Origin of the sequence: Mesorhizobium sp. IMUNJ 23033, assembly GCF_044778005.1 — a bacterium.
In the GTDB taxonomy this organism is placed as follows: Bacteria; Pseudomonadota; Alphaproteobacteria; order Rhizobiales; family Rhizobiaceae; genus Mesorhizobium; species Mesorhizobium amorphae_A.
This window is the reverse complement of the sequence record NZ_JBJACT010000001.1, coordinates 14,871-31,066: the sequence shown is the minus strand read 5'-3', so window position 1 is coordinate 31,066 and position 16,196 is coordinate 14,871. Positions and strand designations below refer to the sequence as shown.

Sequence of the window (16,196 nt, the reverse complement as noted above, 5' to 3'; positions counted from 1 at the left end):
GACGCTTACATACGCGCGAAAACCGAGAGTTCAAGCGCCAAAACGGTATGCCAGCCATGAAATTCTGGGCTGTTGCAGCCGGGAGACGCATCTTCAACCGGAATCGACATGCACTGTTCACCGTCCGCCCCTCTGGTGGCACGGCCGGCCGATCGCTACCTCTAGCCCGAAAATCAAACATTGGGATGACATGCCATGGAACTCGGTCTCTACACTTTTGCCGACGTCAGCCCGGAACCGGGTCCCGGCGCCATCGGGCCGCATGAGCGTCTGCGCAATTTGATCGAGGAGATCGAGTTGGCCGACCAGGTAGGCCTCGACGTGTTCGGGCTGGGCGAGCATCACCGCCCGGACTATGCCGCATCGGCGCCCGTGGTGGCGCTGGCTGTGGCGGCAGAGCGCACCAAGCGCATCAAGCTGACCAGCGCGGTCACCGTTTTGTCCTCCGACGATCCGGTGCGTGTCTTCCAGCAGTTTGCGACGCTCGACCTTCTGTCCGGCGGCCGGGCCGAGATCATGGCCGGGCGCGGCTCGTTCATCGAATCCTTCCCGCTGTTCGGCTACAATCTCGAGGACTATGACGAGCTCTTCGCCGAGAAGCTCGACCTTTTGCTGGCCATCCGAGACAGCGTCAAGGTGACCTGGCAAGGCCGGCTGCGGGCGCCGATCAACGGCCGCGGCGTCTATCCGCGTCCCTTCCAGGAAAAACTGCCGATCTGGATCGCGATCGGTGGGACGCCACAGTCTGCCGCCCGCGCGGGCGCGCTCGGTCTGCCCTTGGCGCTTGCCATCATCGGCGGCGAGCCGGCGCGCTTCGCGCCGCTGTTCGAGGTCTACCGCGAGGCGGCAAGACGCGCCGGCAACGACCCGGCAAGCCTCGCCACCAGCCTCAACGTGCACGGCTTCATCGCCGAGACCACCGAGAAGGCGGCCGACGATTTCTACGGACCGCAGGCCGAGGTGATGAACCGCATCGGCCGCGAGCGCGGCTGGGGTCCGACCTCTCGGGCGCATTTCGACCAGTCGCGCGGCCCGAACGGCGCGCTGTTCGTCGGCAATCCCGAACAGGTGGCCGAGAAGATCGTCGCCCAGCACAAGATCTTCGGCAATGACCGCTTCCTGCTGCAGATGGCGATCGGCATCATGCCGCACGCCAAGATCATGAAGGCGATCGAACTCTACGGCACCAAGGTGGCACCGATCGTGCGCAAGGAAACCGCGAAATCCGCGCCAGCGGCGGCAGCGCCCGTCGCCTGAGCGACGGGCTTGTTCGCGAACCGTTGCACTCTACGATTTGCCAGCAGCCTCCATCATCTCGGATGCACTCGATGCGCAGTTCCTGGGCGGCAACGGTTTGCGGCGTGCCCACGGAGCCCAACGCTCAACAGCCTCCTGCTTTCAACCGGGCCTCCGCCGCGGTGGCAGCGCCCGCCGCATAGCCATGGCGAAGTCCGCATCGCGGTCGTTGCCGGCTAACGGAACTTTGGCTTGACGAGGGCGTTTCCGCCGATGAATCGCACCGATTGCGGTGCGCTCGAGGGGAAACGATGAAGGCCGAACCGTCAGCCTCGGGCGCAGGCGCTGCCGAAAGCCCGGATCCGCGCGCCGAAGCCCGCGCGGATGTTCGCCTGATGCGGTCGCTGCTCATCGGCATCTTCATCCTGATGGTCATCTACGCGCTCTATTTCGCCCGTGCCTTCTTCATGCCGGTCATCCTCGCCTTCCTGCTGGCACTGACGCTGACGCCGATCGTGCGCTTCCTGCGCAAGCACGGCGTACCCGACGTGTTGTCGGCGACGTTGCTGGTGCTGCTGTCGGTCGTCTTCCTAGCCAGCGCCGGCTATCTGCTCAGCGGTCCGGTCATCGACCTCATCAACAACACCTCGTCGATCGGCCAGCAGCTGACGGAACGGTTGGCGCAACTTAAGCGCCCGCTCGAAAGGGTCATGCAGATTGCGCACCAGCTGGAGGGGCTGACCGAGACCTCACAGGAACCGGGCGTGCAAAAGGTAACCTTCGCGCAGTCGGGCATCCTGTCTTCGGCAGCTGGCAACATCCTGTCGGCGGGCACCAGCATCACCATCGTCTTCGTGCTGTCGCTGTTCCTGCTTGCCTCGGGCACGATGTTCTACGAGAAGATCATCCAGTCCTTTGCCAGCCTCAGCGAAAAGAAGCGGGCGCTGCGTGTCGTTTACGACGTCGAGCACGAGATCTCGCACTATCTGCTCACCATCGCCGTCATCAATGCCGGACTCGGCACGGTGATCGGCCTCGGCCTATGGGGGCTCGGCATGCCCAACCCGCAGGTCTGGGGCGCGGCGGCGGCACTGCTCAACTTCCTTCCCTATGTCGGCGCGCTGATCACGCTTTTGCTCGTCACGGTCATCGCGCTGATCAGCTTCGACAGCATCTCCTTCGCGCTGCTGGCACCCGCCTTCGTGTTGCTGTGCGACGTCGTCGAAGGCCAGTTCGTGACGCCGATGGTGGTCGGCCGGCGGCTGGAGATCAATGCCGTGGCGGTCTTCATAGCCATCGCCTTCTGGTCGTGGCTGTGGGGGTTCGTCGGCGCGCTGATGGCGGTGCCGCTGCTGGTCGTCATCAAGGTGTTCTGCGACCATTTCGACGGTCTCAGCCATGTCGGCAATTTCCTGGCGGCGCAACACAGCGCAGTCGTCGAGGAGGATCCGGCCGAGGAGACCGACAAGGCGCGGGCATAGACGACAGGCAATTGTTTACCGCCTGTTTGTCGTCTCGGGGTGGAGTGCCTATATCGACCCGGTCAAGCCGGACTTCCTTCCATGACCGACGCTTCCTTCGACATCGACGCCTATTTCGCCCGCATCGGCTACCGTGGCCGGACAGATGCGTCGCTGGAGGCGCTGACGGCATTGCATCGGCAGCACCCGCAAGCGATCGCGTTCGAAAATCTCGACCCGTTCCTGGGCACTCCGGTAAAGCTCGATCTCGCCTCGCTGCAGGACAAGATCTTCGCGCGCGGCCGCGGCGGTTATTGCTACGAGCACAATTTGATTTTCCTGCATGCGCTGAAGGCGCTTGGCTTCGAGGTCAGCGGCCTTGCCGCGCGGGTGCTGTGGGGCCAACCTGACGACACTATTACCGCGCGCAGCCACATGCTGCTCCGCATCGAACTCGATGGACGAACCCCCCCTGCTGTTGTTTGTTTTGGCGGGTTGGTGCTGGTGGTATTGTGTTTGCTCGAGCCCGGGCTCGAGCAGCAGACCCCGCATGAAAACTTTCGCATCATCGAGGCCGGCGATCATTTTCGCCTGCAGGCCGATATCGGCGGCGACTGGCGCACCATCTACCGTTTCGACATGCAGCAGAACTACGAGATCGACTACGCGGTCAGCAGCCATTTCCTGTCGACCCATCCGGACTCGCATTTCCTGTCAACGGTGATCGCGGCGCGTGCCTTGCCCGACCGGCGCTATGCGCTGCGCAACAACCGGCTGTCGACGCATCATCTTGGCGGCCGCACCGAGCAAAGAGAAATCGCAACAGCCGCCGAGCTTGCCGACGTGCTGGAAAGCCAGCTCGAAATCATCATGCCCGACCGGGCCGCCTTCGAGGCCAAGCTGCGGGACAAGAAAATCGTGGAGACCGCATGACCGCCCTTTCCGTTCTCGACCTGTCGCCGATCGTCGAAGGCAGCAATGCATCGCAGTCGCTGGCCAATTCCCTCGACCTCGCCCGCCACGCCGAGCGTCTCGGCTACAAGCGCTACTGGCTGGCCGAGCACCACAACATGCCGGGCATCGCCAGTGCGGCCACTTCCGTCGTCATCGCCCATGTCGCGGGCGGCACCAGGACGATCCGCGTCGGCGCCGGTGGCATCATGCTGCCCAACCATTCGCCGCTGGTCATCGCCGAGCAGTTCGGCACGCTGGCGGCACTATATCCCGGCCGCATCGACCTCGGCCTTGGCCGAGCGCCCGGAACCGACATGGGAACGGCGCGGGCCTTGCGCCGCAATCTGGAGGCCGGCGCCGACAATTTCCCGCAGGATGTCGTCGAGCTGATGGGCTATTTCCTGCCGGCCGAGGAGGGTCAGCGTCTGCGCGCCGTGCCCGGCGAAGGCCAGCAGGTGCCGGTCTGGATCCTCGGCTCCAGCCTCTATGGCGCGCAGCTCGCCGCCATGCTCGGCCTGCCCTATGCGTTCGCCTCGCATTTCGCGCCGGCCGAGCTCGACCATGCGCTGGAGATCTACCGCTCGCGCTTCCAGCCGTCCGACCAGCTCGACAAGCCCTATGTCATGCTCGGCCTCAATGTCTTTGCCGCGCCCTCCGACGCTGAGGCGCGGCTGTTGTTCACCTCGCTGCAGCAGGCCTTCGTCAATCTGCGCACTGGACGGCCGGGCCGGCTGCCACCGCCGGTCGAAGGCTACGAAGCCAGCCTCGACGCGATGGCGAAAACCATGCTTGGCCAGGCGCTGTCCTGCGCCGTCGTCGGTTCGCCGGGAACGGTCAGGCAAGGCATCGACGCCTTCGTGCGCCGCACCGGCGCCGACGAACTGATGGTGACGGCGCAGATTTACGACCATGCGGCGCGGGTGCGCTCATTCGAGATGCTGGCCGACGTCCACAAATCGCTGTCGCAAGCGGCCTGAGGCAGCTCAACGCTTTTGCTGACAGCGCCCGTCTGCTAAGGGCAAGCATCCTTCCGCTGGATTGAGCATCCCGTGACAAACGACCTTGACGCGCGCATGCGCTTTGCCATCGAGCTGGCGCGACGCGCCGGCGAACTCGGCCTGAGATACTTTCGCGACCTCGAAAACCTGACCATCGAGAGCAAGGGCCATCAGGACCTGGTCTCGGATGGCGATCGCGAGGTGGAGTTGTTCATTCGCGCCGCAATCGCCGCCGACTACCCAAAGGACGGCATTGTCGGCGAGGAACATGAAGCGGTCACCGGGTCGACCGGCTATGTCTGGGTGATCGATCCGATCGACGGCACCGCGAATTTCGTGCGCGGCATTCCAGCCTGGGCCGTGGTGATCGCCCGCGCCAGGGATGGCGAGACCGTCGTCGGCGTGATCCATGAACCCTCGACCGGCGAAACATTCCACGGCCACCGCGGCGGCGGCGCCTTCGTCAACGGCCGGCCGATCAAGGCAAGCCAGGCCGCGAGCCTGGGCGAAGGTTCGGTTGGAACCGGGCTTTCGAACCGGGCGGCGACGGAACATGTCACCGTGCTGATCCGGCTGATCATGGCGGAGGGCGGCGTCTTCTTCCGCAACGCCTCGGGCGCCCTGATGCTCGCCTATGCCGCCTCCGGCCGGCTGCTCGGCTATGTCGAAGAGCATATGAACGCCTGGGATTGCCTGGCCGGCATGCTGCTGGTGGAGGAAGCCGGCGGTACGGTTCTCAGGCCCGACCCGACGACTGTGCTGCGGGATGGGACGCTGTGATTGCATCCTGGTCTGCAATCTACCCCAAGTTGCAATCTCTCTGTTCCGAGGCGTTCAAGTCCTGATCCGGCTGTAATGTTTTTTGATTTTTGCGCGTCGCGCCCGGTGCGGATCGCAGGCGGCGACAATTGGTCCGCTGCCTGCCCACCGGTATGATGGTGGAAGCCTTGCGCAGAATGCTTGCGCGCCGTGCAGCCTGTTCTTATATACGCGCCAAGCCGTTCGGCGCCGGAACGCCGGTAGCCGGAACGGAATTTCTTGTGAACAGGGGCTTTCGTCGGAACGCCTTCACGGGTCCTGAGAGCCTGCTTAGCGGAGAGAACCAGAACAATGGCAAAAGTAATCGGTATCGATCTTGGAACGACCAACTCCTGTATCGCCATCATGGATGGCAAGGAGCCGAAGGTCATCGAGAATGCGGAAGGCGCGCGCACGACCCCTTCCATCGTCGCCATCAGCGGCGACGGCGAGCGCCTCGTCGGCCAGCCGGCCAAGCGCCAGGCGGTCACCAATCCTGAAAACACCATCTTCGCGGTCAAGCGCCTGATCGGCCGCCGCTATGACGATCCGGTGACGGAGAAGGACAAGAAGCTTGTCCCCTACAAGATCGTCAAGGGCGACAATGGCGATGCCTGGGTCGAGGCCGGCGGCAAGAAGCAGTCGCCCTCGCAGATCTCGGCCATGATCCTGCAGAAGATGAAGGAAACGGCGGAAGCCTATCTCGGCGAGAAGGTCGAGAAGGCGGTCATCACCGTTCCGGCCTATTTCAACGATGCCCAGCGCCAGGCGACCAAGGACGCCGGCAAGATCGCCGGCCTCGAAGTGCTGCGCATCATCAACGAGCCGACCGCGGCCGCCCTTGCCTACGGTCTCGACAAGAAGGACGGCAAGACCATCGCCGTCTATGACCTTGGCGGCGGCACCTTCGACATTTCGGTGCTCGAGATCGGCGACGGCGTGTTCGAGGTGAAGTCGACCAATGGCGACACCTTCCTCGGCGGCGAGGACTTCGACATGCGTCTGGTCGAGTATCTGGCGACCGAGTTCAAGAAGGAACAGGGCATCGACCTTAAGAACGACAAGCTCGCCTTGCAGCGCCTCAAGGAGGCGGCCGAGAAGGCCAAGATCGAGCTGTCGTCCACGACCCAGACCGAGATCAACCTGCCCTTCATCACCGCCGATGCGACCGGTCCGAAGCACCTGACGCTGAAGCTGACCAGGGCGAAGTTCGAAAGCCTGGTCGAGGATCTCGTCCAGCGCACGATCGACCCCTGCAAGGCGGCGCTCAAGGATGCCGGCCTGAAGGCCGGTGAGATCGACGAGGTTGTCCTGGTCGGCGGCATGACCCGCATGCCCAAGATCCAGGAGATCGTGAAGCAGTTCTTCGGCAAGGAGCCGCACAAGGGCGTCAACCCGGATGAGGTCGTGGCCCTTGGCGCCGCCATCCAGGCCGGCGTGCTGCAGGGCGACGTCAAGGACGTGCTCTTGCTCGACGTGACGCCGCTGTCGCTCGGCATCGAGACGCTGGGCGGCGTGTTCACCCGCCTGATCGAGCGCAACACGACGATCCCGACCAAGAAGAGCCAGGTGTTCTCTACCGCCGAGGATTCGCAGTCGGCGGTGACCATCCGCGTCTTCCAGGGTGAGCGCGAAATGGCGGCCGACAACAAGATGCTCGGCCAGTTCGATCTCGTCGGCATTCCGCCGGCACCGCGCGGCGTGCCGCAGATCGAGGTCACCTTCGACATCGACGCCAACGGCATCGTCAACGTCTCGGCCAAGGACAAGGGCACGGGCAAGGAGCACCAGATCCGCATCCAGGCGTCGGGCGGCCTTTCGGACGCCGACATCGAGAAGATGGTGAAGGACGCCGAGGCCAATGCCGAGAGCGACAAGAAGCGGCGCGCGCTGGTCGAGGCCCGCAACCAGGCCGAAGCACTGGTGCATTCGTCGGAGAAGTCGCTGAAGGAATATGGCGACAAGGTCTCGGAGACCGACCGCACGGCGATTGCCGATGCGATCGCGGCGCTGAAGACGGCGGCCGAAGGCGACGACGCGGCCGAGATCGAGGCCAAGTCGCAGGCGCTTGCCGAAGTCTCGATGAAACTCGGACAGGCCATGTACGAGGCTTCGCAGAAGGAAGCCGCGGAGGCCGACGCCAAGGCGGACGCCGCCAAGGACTCGGATGTGGTCGACGCCGATTTCGAGGAAATCGACGAGGACGACGACAAGAAGAAGTCGGCCTGAGCCGTCCGACGGCAGATAAAGCGAAAAAGCCCGGCGCAAGGCCGGGCTTTTTTGCAACCCAAGTTGAAAAAGTGCGGGCTTCGCCGAAAAAGTGACGGAAAAACACGGGCTGCCCCCAAGTCGCCACTGGCATCCGGGCAGCATCGCTCCTAAATCGAAGCAACATGCCGGCAAACGACGCAAAGTATGCATCAAGACGTTGAGCATCCGGACAGCGGGAAAAGATGAAAGCTGATTTCTACGAAACGCTGGGCGTGCAAAAGGGCGCCGACGAGAAGGAGCTCAAGAGCGCTTTCCGCAAGCTCGCCATGCAGTTCCATCCCGATCGCAATCCAGGCGATCATGCCTGCGAGCACAAGTTCAAGGAAATCAACGAAGCCTACGAAACGCTGAAGGACCCGCAGAAGCGCGCGGCCTATGACCGTTTCGGCCACGCCGCCTTCGAGCAGGGCGGCATGAATGGCGGCGCGCAAGGGTTTGGCGCCGGCGGCTTCGCCGATATCTTCGAGGATATTTTCGGCGACATGATGGGCGGCCGCCAACGCCGCTCGTCGGGCGGCCGCGAGCGCGGCGCCGATCTGCGCTACAATATGGAAATCTCGCTGGAAGAGGCCTTTTCCGGCAAGACCGCGCAGATCCGCGTGCCGGCCTCCATTTCCTGCGCGGAATGCTCGGGCAGCGGCGCCAAGCCCGGTACCCAGCCTGTCACCTGCGCCATGTGCAACGGCCACGGCAAGGTACGGGCCACGCAAGGCTTCTTCTCGATCGAGCGCACCTGCCCGCAATGCCAGGGCCGCGGCCAGACGATCAAGGACCCATGCCCGAAATGCGCCGGACAGGGCCGCGTCACCGAGGAGCGCTCGCTGTCGGTCAACATCCCGGCCGGCATCGAGGACGGCACCCGCATCCGGCTTGCCAATGAGGGCGAGGCCGGCCTGCGCGGCGGCCCGTCGGGCGATCTCTATATCTTCCTGGCGGTCAAGCCGCATGAATTCTTCCAGCGCGACGGCGCCGATCTCTACTGCAAGGTGCCGATCTCGATGACAACGGCGGCGCTTGGCGGCTCGTTCGAGGTGACGACGCTGGACGGTAGCCAGACCAAGGTGAAGGTGCCGGAAGGCACCCAGAACGGCCGCCAGTTCCGGCTCAAGGGCAAGGGCATGCCGGTGTTGCGCCAGCCCAATGTCGGCGATCTCTACATTCAGACCGCGGTCGAGACGCCGCAGAACCTGTCGCGCCGCCAGCGCGAGCTGCTGGAGGAATTCGAGCAGCTGTCTTCACAGGACAATTCGCCCCAGTCGAGCGGCTTTTTCGCCCGCATGAAGGACTTCTTCGAGTCCTTCGGCGATCGCTGATGCCCTTTGCTTCATTGTCGCTATCCCAAAACCGCTACGCACTTTTGGGCGACATGCACCGCGACGCTTCCCAAGCGTCATCAACACCTTATGCCGGCTCGAGCCTTGTCTTGAACCCCGTAGCTGCTAAGTAGCGTTTCGGGGGAGCCGTTGAGGAGAGCTCGCATGGCACGTGGACCCGGATTGCGCAAGTCGCTGGCGGAGAAGTTCGACGACGAGCTGAAATTCTTCAAGGGCTGGATCGACAAGCCGAAAGCGGTCGGCTCCATCGTGCCGACCAGCTCCATCACCGCCCGCAAGATGGCGTCCATCGTCAACCCGAAATCCGGACTGCCGGTGCTCGAAGTCGGCCCCGGCACCGGCGTTATCACCCGCGCCATCCTGGCGCTCGGCGTGAAACCCGAAAATCTCTATGCGGTCGAATATTCGACCGATTTCGTGCGCCATCTGCGCCAGCTCTATCCGGGCGTCAACGTCATCGAGGGCGACGCCTTCAATCTCAACGCGACGCTCGGCGACAAGCGCGACATGGTGTTCGATTCCGTCATCTCCGGCGTGCCGCTGCTCAACTTCCCGGTCGCGCAGCGCATCGCCTATATCGAAAGCCTGCTCGACCGCATCCCGGCAGGCAGGCCGATCGTGCAGCTGACCTACGGCCCGCTGTCGCCGATCCCGCCTGGCCGCGGCAACTATACGGTCAAGCATTTCGACTTCATCATCCGCAACATCCCGCCGACGCAGCTGTGGATCTACCGGCGCGAGCCGCATTGATTGAAAGCACTTTGGATTTGAGCGCCGCCCGGCCTATAGCTGTCTGCGACAGGGTTGGCCAATGCCGATAGTCCCGAAAATCCTCGTCTTCGCCGGCTCGGTCCGGTCTGGCGCCTTCAGCGGCAGGACCGCTGACGTGGCCCAGAAGGAGCTTGCCATGCAGGGCGCCGAGGTGACCCGCATCTCGCTCGGCGATTATCCGCTGCCGATCATGGATGAGGACCTGGAGAAGGAAAAGGGCGTCCCTGAAAACGCCATGAAGCTCGGCCGGCTGATCGCCGCGCATGACGGGCTGCTGATCGCCACACCGGAATACAATGGTTCGCTGCCGCCGCTGCTCAAGAACAGCATCGACTGGGTGAGCCGGATACGCGGGGATGGTGGCAGCTCGTTCCGGCCTTTCCCCGGCAAGCCGGCCGGCCTGTGTTCCTCCTCCGACGGCAAGTTCGCCGGCATACGCTGCATCAACCATCTGCGCGCCGTGCTGGTGCGCTGCCAGATGGAGGTGATAACAGCGGAATGCTCGGTGTCGGGCGCCAGCGGGGCCTTCGGCGACGATGGACATTTCAGGGATGAGAGACTACGCCAATCGATGGAGCGCCTATGCCGCACACTGATCGAAACCTCGCGCATGCTGTCCACCCGGATCGAGGCGTGACCGACGCCGAGGACGCCATGCACGCCGAGACGATGCGAGACAGGCTGATCGTCGGACTCGACCTGCCGACGCTGCGCGAGGCCGAGCAGGCGGTGCGCGAGCTCGACGGCGTCGTCTCCTTCTACAAGATCGGTTACCAGCTCGCCTTCGCCGGCGGGCTCGATTTCGCCCGCGAGCTCGCCACCGGGGGCAACAAGATCTTCCTCGACATGAAGTTGCTCGACATCGACAACACAGTGGCCAAGGGCGTCGAGAACATCGTCAAGATGGGCATGACGATGCTGACCATCCATGCCTATCCCAAGGCGATGCGGGCGGCCGTGGAAGCCGCCAGGGGCAGCGAGCTTTGCTTGCTCGCGGTCAGCGTGCTGACCTCGATGGACGAACAGGATGTGATCGACGCCGGCTATGAATACGACCCGCACACGCTGGTGCTCAGGCGCTCCGAACAGGCGCTGCATGCCGGCATGGGCGGTGTCGTGTGTTCCGCCGAGGAGGCGGAAGCGGTGCGCCGGATCGTCGGCCCCGGTATGGCCGTGGTGACGCCGGGCATACGGCCGAAGGGCAGCGACCATGGCGACCAGAAGCGCGTCGTGACGCCGGCGCAGGCGATCCGCAACGGCTCCAGCCACCTCGTCGTCGGGCGGCCGATCGTCGGCGCCGCCGACAGGCGAGCGGTTGCAGAAGCGATCCTCGACGAAATGCGCTCGGCGTAAGACACAAGACCAAGCGGAGAAGACGAATGCCGAAAGGATACTGGATCGCCCGCGTCGATGTGCGTGACGCCGAAGGCTACAAGGACTATGTCGCCGCCGCCAAGCCGGCCTTCGAGCGGTTCGGCGCGACATTCCTGGCGCGCGGCGGCGAGCATGAAAAGGCCGAAGGTCCGGGTCGCGCACGCAACGTGATCATCGAGTTTCCGTCACTTGCCGCGGCACACGATTGCTACCACTCGCCGGAGTATCAGCGCGCCGTCGCGATCCGCCAGAAGGTGGCCGACGGCGAGATCGTGCTGGTCGAAGGCATCTGAGACCCATCGAGAGGCGACAGCCGCGATTGCGAACAATAGCCGCAGATGATGGCGGCCGGACCCTGAGCGGTTCAACGTTTGATAGAATTGTTGAGCCGCTCTAACCCTTTGTTTTTACGCAATTCCAGACGGGAACCGCTACGCACTTTTCCTGCAATTGCTCTAGCCAATCAGCCGCTCCCGCATCTCCGCTGACGGGATCTCGCAGCTGTCCCTTCTGCCGAACAGGGCATAGCGGTTCTTGGCGATGCGATCGTAGAGCCAGTCGCGCAGCGGGCGTGGCAAAAGCAGCAGGAGCTTGGCCGCCCGCCACGGCCAGCCCAGTTCGGCCATCACGGCGACGAAACTGTCGAGTCGGGTGAAGGCGGCGCCGTCAATGCGGGCCAGATTGGTCTCGTAGCTGTCGGTCGGCAGTCCATATTTTTGAAACAGCCCCTCGCCAAACGGCGACTGCGCCGTGGCAAAGCGGAAGCGCTGCTTGCGGTCGAGCCGGATCACCATCCGGACAAAACCCGAGCAGAACACGCAGACGCCGTCGAAGACGATCAGCGGATGGGATGCGTCGAAGGATTCAGGAAGAGGGGCTGGATCAGGAAGGGAGATTGGCTTGATGACGTCGGTCACGATTGCCTCGGCTGCTCATGTCCTTGGACACTAAGCCAGCCGATGGCTGCATCAAAGCCCTGGCGTTGTCGCACGCCGTCTGTCGGCCAGCGCGGGGCGCTCGGCGCGGTAGGTGGTTGCGCGATGATTGTCGGCCGGTTTGCAGATCCGGCTGTCATGACGGCTTTCGACGGTCATGATCAGTGCGCGCTGATGCCCAGCGAATTGCCGCGGCGGGCGCAGGCCGGGCCCGGGCCGCGCATGTAATAGCGCTCCGGCCGATAGGTCGGCGCGACGAACTCGCGGAGGGCGACGGCGTAGCCGGCGATGTGATTCCAGAACTTCATTTTCCCTGTCCCTGTCCCGATTTCGGATGTCCCTTCCGAATTGCCTGGGATGATAGCGTCGAGGCGTGAATAGTCGGTGAACGTGATGTTAATTTCTGGTCCGAAACGCCCTGGTTCGTGGCCGGAATGCGGCTGATTCGGGGTGTTTCCGTGCAGTCTGTCGCCATTTCGGCTTGTGTGACTTTTGCATCACATATGTTTCGTATGGATGTCGCTTGGGCGCGGTTCTGTTTCAACGCTTGGGCCCCAGACGAAATTTCCGTGCGCGCGCCAACAAGCGTTCGGGCTTGTTGCCGGAACCTGAACGCGCCCTGCCCGTTCTCGGTTGAACCGCATTGAACAGGAAACTCGTCATGGCGCCGCGTCCCGCCTGGAAGGGCTATCTCAAGCTGTCATTGGTCACCTGCGCCATCGAACTGACCAATGTCGTGACCCATACCGAAAAGGTCTCGTTCCGCATCCTCAACCGCAAGACAGGCAATACGGTGAAACGTATCTATGTCGATGCCGAAACCGGCAAGCCGTTGGAAGAAGGCGACGAGATCAAGGGCTATGAGGTCGATGACGACGAGTTCGTCCATATCGAGGAAGATGAGATCGAGGCGGTGCAGATCGAGACCTCGCACACGATGAGCCTCGACGGCTTCGTCGACAAAGCCTCGATCCAGCAGATCTATCTCGACACGCCCTATTATGTTTCGCCGGCCGACAAGGTTTCGGAGGAAGCTTTTGCCGTCATCCGCGACGCCATGTCGGGCAAGAAAATGGCTGGGCTCGCCCGCATCGTGCTCTACCAGCGGGAACGACCGGTGGTGATCGAGCCGTTGGGCAAGGGCATGGTGCTGACCACTTTGCGCTACGACAACACGGTGCGGCAGCCGGACACCGTCTTCAGCGACATCAAGGCGGTGAAGACCGACGACGAGATGACCGATCTGGCCGAGCTCATCATCGACAAGAAGCAGGCGAAATTCGATCCGTCGAAATTCGACGACAAATACGAGGATGCGTTGCTCGAACTGATCCGCGCCAAGAAGGCCGGCAGGAAGGCGCCGAAGCCAAAGGCGGCGCCGAAGCCCTCCAATGTCGTCAACCTTTTCGATGCGCTGAAGAAGAGCCTGTCGGCGGACGGCGGCGCGGGGAAGGGGAAAAAGCTGGCGAAGCGTTCGGCGAAAACTGCCAGGCCGAAGGCCGCCGACGGCAGGCGTAAATCGGCATAGGAGGCCGACCCATGGCCGGCCTCGAACAATACCAAGCCAAGCGCGATTTCAGGAAAACCACCGAACCGGCAGGCAAGGTCTCGCGGGCCGGGAAAAAAGCCGGCGGCATCTTCGTCATCCACCAACATGCGGCGACCCGGCTGCATTACGACCTGCGCCTCGAACATGACGGCGTGCTGTGGAGCTGGGCGGTGACGCGTGGTCCGAGCCTCGATCCGCACGAGAAACGGCTGGCCGTGCATGTCGAGGACCATCCGATCGACTATGCGCCGTTCGAAGGCACCATTCCCAAGGGCGAGTATGGCGGCGGCTCCGTCATCGTCTGGGACGAAGGCACATGGGTGCCCGAGATGGATCCGGCCAAGGCGATGAAGAAGGGCCATATCGGCTTCGAGCTGAAGGGCCATAAATTGCATGGCCGCTGGCATCTCGTCAGGCTCAAGCCCCGCTCCGGCGAAAAGCGCGACAACTGGCTGCTGATCAAGTCCGACGATTCTGCCGCGCGCCCCGGCGAGGACATTCTGGAAGACGAGCCGAAATCGGTGAAGTCGGGCCTGACGATCGAGGAAGTGGGCGCGGGCAAGACGGCTAAAGGAAAGAAGGCCGAGGTCTGGCATTCCAACAGACCGGCCGCCGGCAAGGCGAAAATCGGTCACGCCAAGCGCCTCGGCTTCATCGAACCAAGTCTCGCCACCTTGCAGAAGGATGCGCCTTCCGGCGAAGAGTGGCTGCATGAGGTGAAGTTCGACGGCTATCGCATGCAGGCCCAGCTTGCCGGCAGCGAGGTCAGGCTGCTGACCCGCGCCGGTCTCGACTGGACGGGGAAATTCGACGGCCCAGTCACCGCCGCGCTTGCCAGCCTGAAGTGCCGGGATGCCATCATCGATGGCGAGGTCGTCGTGCTCGCCGACAGCGGCGTCTCGTCTTTCGCCCTGCTCCAGGCGGACCTGTCGGCCCGCCGGGCGGATCGCTTCGTCTACTATGCCTTCGACCTGATGCGGCTCAACGGCCAGGATCTGCGCAGCGAGCCGCTGGTCGAACGCAAGCAGGCCCTGGCTGAACTGCTCGGCGATCAGTCCGAGCAGTCGGCGCTGCGCTTCAGTGACCATTTCGCCGAACCGGGCAAGGTCATGCTGCAGCATGTCTGCCGGATGGGCCTGGAAGGCGTCGTTTCGAAACGCGCCGATGCGCCTTACCGCAGCGGCCGCGGTCTGACCTGGGTGAAATCGAAATGCACGCTGCGCCAGGAATTCGTCATCGGCGGCTATCTGCCATCCGACAAGACCGGACGTGGCCTGCGCTCGCTGCTGGTTGGTTATCACGAAGGCGGCAAGCTGCATTATGCCGGCCGCGTCGGCACCGGTTTCTCCGGCAAGGTGGCCGCGGATCTGAAGAAGCGGCTCGACAGCCTCAAGGCAAAAACCTCGCCTTTCTCCGCCGCCGTGCCGAAAGGCAAGGGACTGGTCTGGGTCGAGCCCGAACTCGTCGGCGAAGTGGAGTTCCGCAGTTGGACATCCGACCGTATAATCCGCCACGCCTCGTTCCAGGGATTGCGCGAGGATAAGCCGGCGGAGGAAGTCGTGCAGGAAAAGCCGAAGCAAGCCACCGGCAAGGCCGGGAGCAACTCGAAGGCGGATGACGCCAAGGCGACACCGAGGGGCGCTTCGGCCGGAACCGCGAAGACCTCGGTGAAGCTTTCGCACCCGGACAAGCTTCTGTGGCCCGACGAGAAGATTTCCAAGCAGGGTCTGCTCGATCACTACGCGCTGGTCTGGCCGCGCATGGAACAGTTCGTCGTCAACCGGCCGCTCAGCCTGGTGCGGGCGCCGGACGGCATTGGTGGCCAGCGCTTCTTCCAGAAGCACGCTTCGGCCGGAATGCACGACAAGATTTTGAGGATGAAGGATCCGACGGACGGCGAGGAGATATTGTTCATCCGGGATTTCGACGGCCTTGCCGCGCTGGTCCAGTACGGCGTGGTCGAGACCCATATCTGGGGCTGCACGGTTGACGAGCTGGAAAAGCCGGACCAGATCATCTTCGATCTCGATCCGGATGAAGGCGTCGACGTCAAGGTGGTGCGCGAGGCCGCCCTCGACATCCGCGCCCGCTTGGACGAATTGTCCTTACCGAACTTCGTCAAGACTTCGGGCGGCAAGGGCTATCATGTGCTGGTGCCGCTGAAGCCGTCAGCCGACTGGGACGAGGCAAAGACCTTCGCCCATGATTTCGCCCGTGCGCTGGAACAGGCCGCTCCCGACCGCTACACCGCGACGCTGTCGAAGAAGGCGCGCACGGGGAAAATCTTCGTCGACTATCTGCGCAACGGCCGCGGCTCGACGACGGTCGCGCCCTATTCGTCGCGGGCCAAGAAGGGCGCGACGGTGTCGATGCCGGTGACCTGGAAGGAGATCGAGAAAGGGCTGGCCCCGAACGCTTTTGCGATTGGCGACAAGGCGACGCTGAAGCGGCTGGCGGAAGCCGATCCGTGGAAGGATTTCTTCAAGCTGGGTAAGCCACTCAAGCGCAGCTAGCCC

15 protein-coding genes are annotated in these 16,196 nt (G+C 63.4%); 13 read left to right on the top strand and 2 right to left on the bottom strand.

Going from position 1 to position 16,196, the window contains the following annotated elements:
* Window positions 1-195 precede the first annotated feature (195 nt).
* From ACFX5Q_RS00160 to ACFX5Q_RS00110, 11 genes are all read left to right on the top strand, one after another.
* Window positions 196-1,257: an LLM class flavin-dependent oxidoreductase gene (locus ACFX5Q_RS00160; RefSeq protein ID WP_404274460.1), complete on the top strand. Its 1,062-nt coding sequence runs from the start codon at window positions 196-198 to the stop codon at window positions 1,255-1,257.
* A 290-nt stretch (window positions 1,258-1,547) separates the two neighbouring features.
* On the top strand, window positions 1,548-2,717 hold the full coding sequence (locus tag ACFX5Q_RS00155; RefSeq protein ID WP_404274459.1) for an AI-2E family transporter: 1,170 nt from the start codon (window positions 1,548-1,550) through the stop codon (window positions 2,715-2,717).
* An 81-nt stretch (window positions 2,718-2,798) separates the two neighbouring features.
* Complete coding sequence (locus ACFX5Q_RS00150) at window positions 2,799-3,629, top strand: arylamine N-acetyltransferase (protein WP_404274457.1); 831 nt, start codon at window positions 2,799-2,801, stop codon at window positions 3,627-3,629.
* Window positions 3,626-4,627 carry an LLM class flavin-dependent oxidoreductase gene (locus tag ACFX5Q_RS00145; protein WP_404274455.1) on the top strand — a complete coding sequence of 334 codons (1,002 nt, stop codon included), beginning with the start codon at window positions 3,626-3,628 and terminating at the stop codon, window positions 4,625-4,627. Before ACFX5Q_RS00150 ends, ACFX5Q_RS00145 begins: the two co-directional genes overlap by 4 nt.
* Window positions 4,628-4,699: 72 nt before the next feature.
* Window positions 4,700-5,428, top strand: coding sequence for an inositol monophosphatase family protein (locus ACFX5Q_RS00140; RefSeq protein ID WP_404274454.1), 729 nt, complete (start codon window positions 4,700-4,702; stop codon window positions 5,426-5,428).
* Window positions 5,429-5,758: 330 nt separating this feature from the next.
* Window positions 5,759-7,675, top strand: coding sequence for a molecular chaperone DnaK (gene dnaK, locus ACFX5Q_RS00135; protein WP_404274452.1), 1,917 nt, complete (start codon window positions 5,759-5,761; stop codon window positions 7,673-7,675).
* Window positions 7,676-7,899: 224 nt separating this feature from the next.
* Window positions 7,900-9,030: a molecular chaperone DnaJ gene (gene dnaJ, locus ACFX5Q_RS00130; RefSeq protein ID WP_120017641.1), complete on the top strand. Its 1,131-nt coding sequence runs from the start codon at window positions 7,900-7,902 to the stop codon at window positions 9,028-9,030.
* Between the two features lie 165 nt (window positions 9,031-9,195).
* The gene (pmtA, locus tag ACFX5Q_RS00125) at window positions 9,196-9,801 is read left to right on the top strand and encodes a phospholipid N-methyltransferase PmtA (RefSeq protein WP_404274450.1); all 606 of its coding nucleotides are present in this window, start codon (window positions 9,196-9,198) and stop codon (window positions 9,799-9,801) included.
* A 61-nt stretch (window positions 9,802-9,862) separates the two neighbouring features.
* Window positions 9,863-10,459, top strand: coding sequence for an NADPH-dependent FMN reductase (locus ACFX5Q_RS00120; RefSeq protein WP_404274448.1), 597 nt, complete (start codon window positions 9,863-9,865; stop codon window positions 10,457-10,459).
* A gap of 17 nt (window positions 10,460-10,476) precedes the next feature.
* Window positions 10,477-11,175, top strand: coding sequence for an orotidine-5'-phosphate decarboxylase (pyrF, locus tag ACFX5Q_RS00115; RefSeq protein ID WP_404275335.1), 699 nt, complete (start codon window positions 10,477-10,479; stop codon window positions 11,173-11,175).
* Between the two features lie 26 nt (window positions 11,176-11,201).
* Window positions 11,202-11,489 carry a DUF1330 domain-containing protein gene (locus ACFX5Q_RS00110; RefSeq protein WP_120017644.1) on the top strand — a complete coding sequence of 96 codons (288 nt, stop codon included), beginning with the start codon at window positions 11,202-11,204 and terminating at the stop codon, window positions 11,487-11,489.
* Window positions 11,490-11,651: 162 nt separating this feature from the next.
* On the opposite strand, the gene ACFX5Q_RS00105 is transcribed toward ACFX5Q_RS00110, so the two are convergent.
* Both ACFX5Q_RS00105 and ACFX5Q_RS00100 read right to left on the bottom strand, forming a co-directional pair.
* Window positions 11,652-12,113 carry a thiol-disulfide oxidoreductase DCC family protein gene (locus tag ACFX5Q_RS00105; RefSeq protein WP_404274446.1) on the bottom strand — a complete coding sequence of 154 codons (462 nt, stop codon included), beginning with the start codon at window positions 12,111-12,113 and terminating at the stop codon, window positions 11,652-11,654.
* Window positions 12,114-12,292: 179 nt separating this feature from the next.
* The gene (locus tag ACFX5Q_RS00100; RefSeq protein ID WP_006200592.1) at window positions 12,293-12,439 is read right to left on the bottom strand and encodes a hypothetical protein; all 147 of its coding nucleotides are present in this window, start codon (window positions 12,437-12,439) and stop codon (window positions 12,293-12,295) included.
* Window positions 12,440-12,792: 353 nt separating this feature from the next.
* Between ACFX5Q_RS00100 and ACFX5Q_RS00095 the strand changes: the two genes are divergently transcribed.
* Window positions 12,793-13,659 carry a Ku protein gene (locus ACFX5Q_RS00095; protein ID WP_404274444.1) on the top strand — a complete coding sequence of 289 codons (867 nt, stop codon included), beginning with the start codon at window positions 12,793-12,795 and terminating at the stop codon, window positions 13,657-13,659.
* 11 nt (window positions 13,660-13,670) lie between these two features.
* Window positions 13,671-16,193 carry a DNA ligase D gene (gene ligD, locus ACFX5Q_RS00090; protein WP_404274442.1) on the top strand — a complete coding sequence of 841 codons (2,523 nt, stop codon included), beginning with the start codon at window positions 13,671-13,673 and terminating at the stop codon, window positions 16,191-16,193.
* Window positions 16,194-16,196: the final 3 nt, after the last annotated feature.

Coding starts and splice junctions, on each gene's coding strand:
- ACFX5Q_RS00150 (WP_404274457.1), top strand. CDS start 2,799: ATGACCGACGCTTCCTTCGACATCGACGCCTATTTCGCCCGCATCGGC.
- dnaJ (WP_120017641.1), top strand. CDS start 7,900: ATGAAAGCTGATTTCTACGAAACGCTGGGCGTGCAAAAGGGCGCCGAC.
- ligD (WP_404274442.1), top strand. CDS start 13,671: ATGGCCGGCCTCGAACAATACCAAGCCAAGCGCGATTTCAGGAAAACC.
- ACFX5Q_RS00120 (WP_404274448.1), top strand. CDS start 9,863: ATGCCGATAGTCCCGAAAATCCTCGTCTTCGCCGGCTCGGTCCGGTCT.
- ACFX5Q_RS00100 (WP_006200592.1), bottom strand. CDS start 12,439: ATGAAGTTCTGGAATCACATCGCCGGCTACGCCGTCGCCCTCCGCGAG.
- ACFX5Q_RS00095 (WP_404274444.1), top strand. CDS start 12,793: ATGGCGCCGCGTCCCGCCTGGAAGGGCTATCTCAAGCTGTCATTGGTC.
- dnaK (WP_404274452.1), top strand. CDS start 5,759: ATGGCAAAAGTAATCGGTATCGATCTTGGAACGACCAACTCCTGTATC.
- pyrF (WP_404275335.1), top strand. CDS start 10,477: ATGCACGCCGAGACGATGCGAGACAGGCTGATCGTCGGACTCGACCTG.
- ACFX5Q_RS00145 (WP_404274455.1), top strand. CDS start 3,626: ATGACCGCCCTTTCCGTTCTCGACCTGTCGCCGATCGTCGAAGGCAGC.
- pmtA (WP_404274450.1), top strand. CDS start 9,196: ATGGCACGTGGACCCGGATTGCGCAAGTCGCTGGCGGAGAAGTTCGAC.
- ACFX5Q_RS00110 (WP_120017644.1), top strand. CDS start 11,202: ATGCCGAAAGGATACTGGATCGCCCGCGTCGATGTGCGTGACGCCGAA.
- ACFX5Q_RS00160 (WP_404274460.1), top strand. CDS start 196: ATGGAACTCGGTCTCTACACTTTTGCCGACGTCAGCCCGGAACCGGGT.
- ACFX5Q_RS00155 (WP_404274459.1), top strand. CDS start 1,548: ATGAAGGCCGAACCGTCAGCCTCGGGCGCAGGCGCTGCCGAAAGCCCG.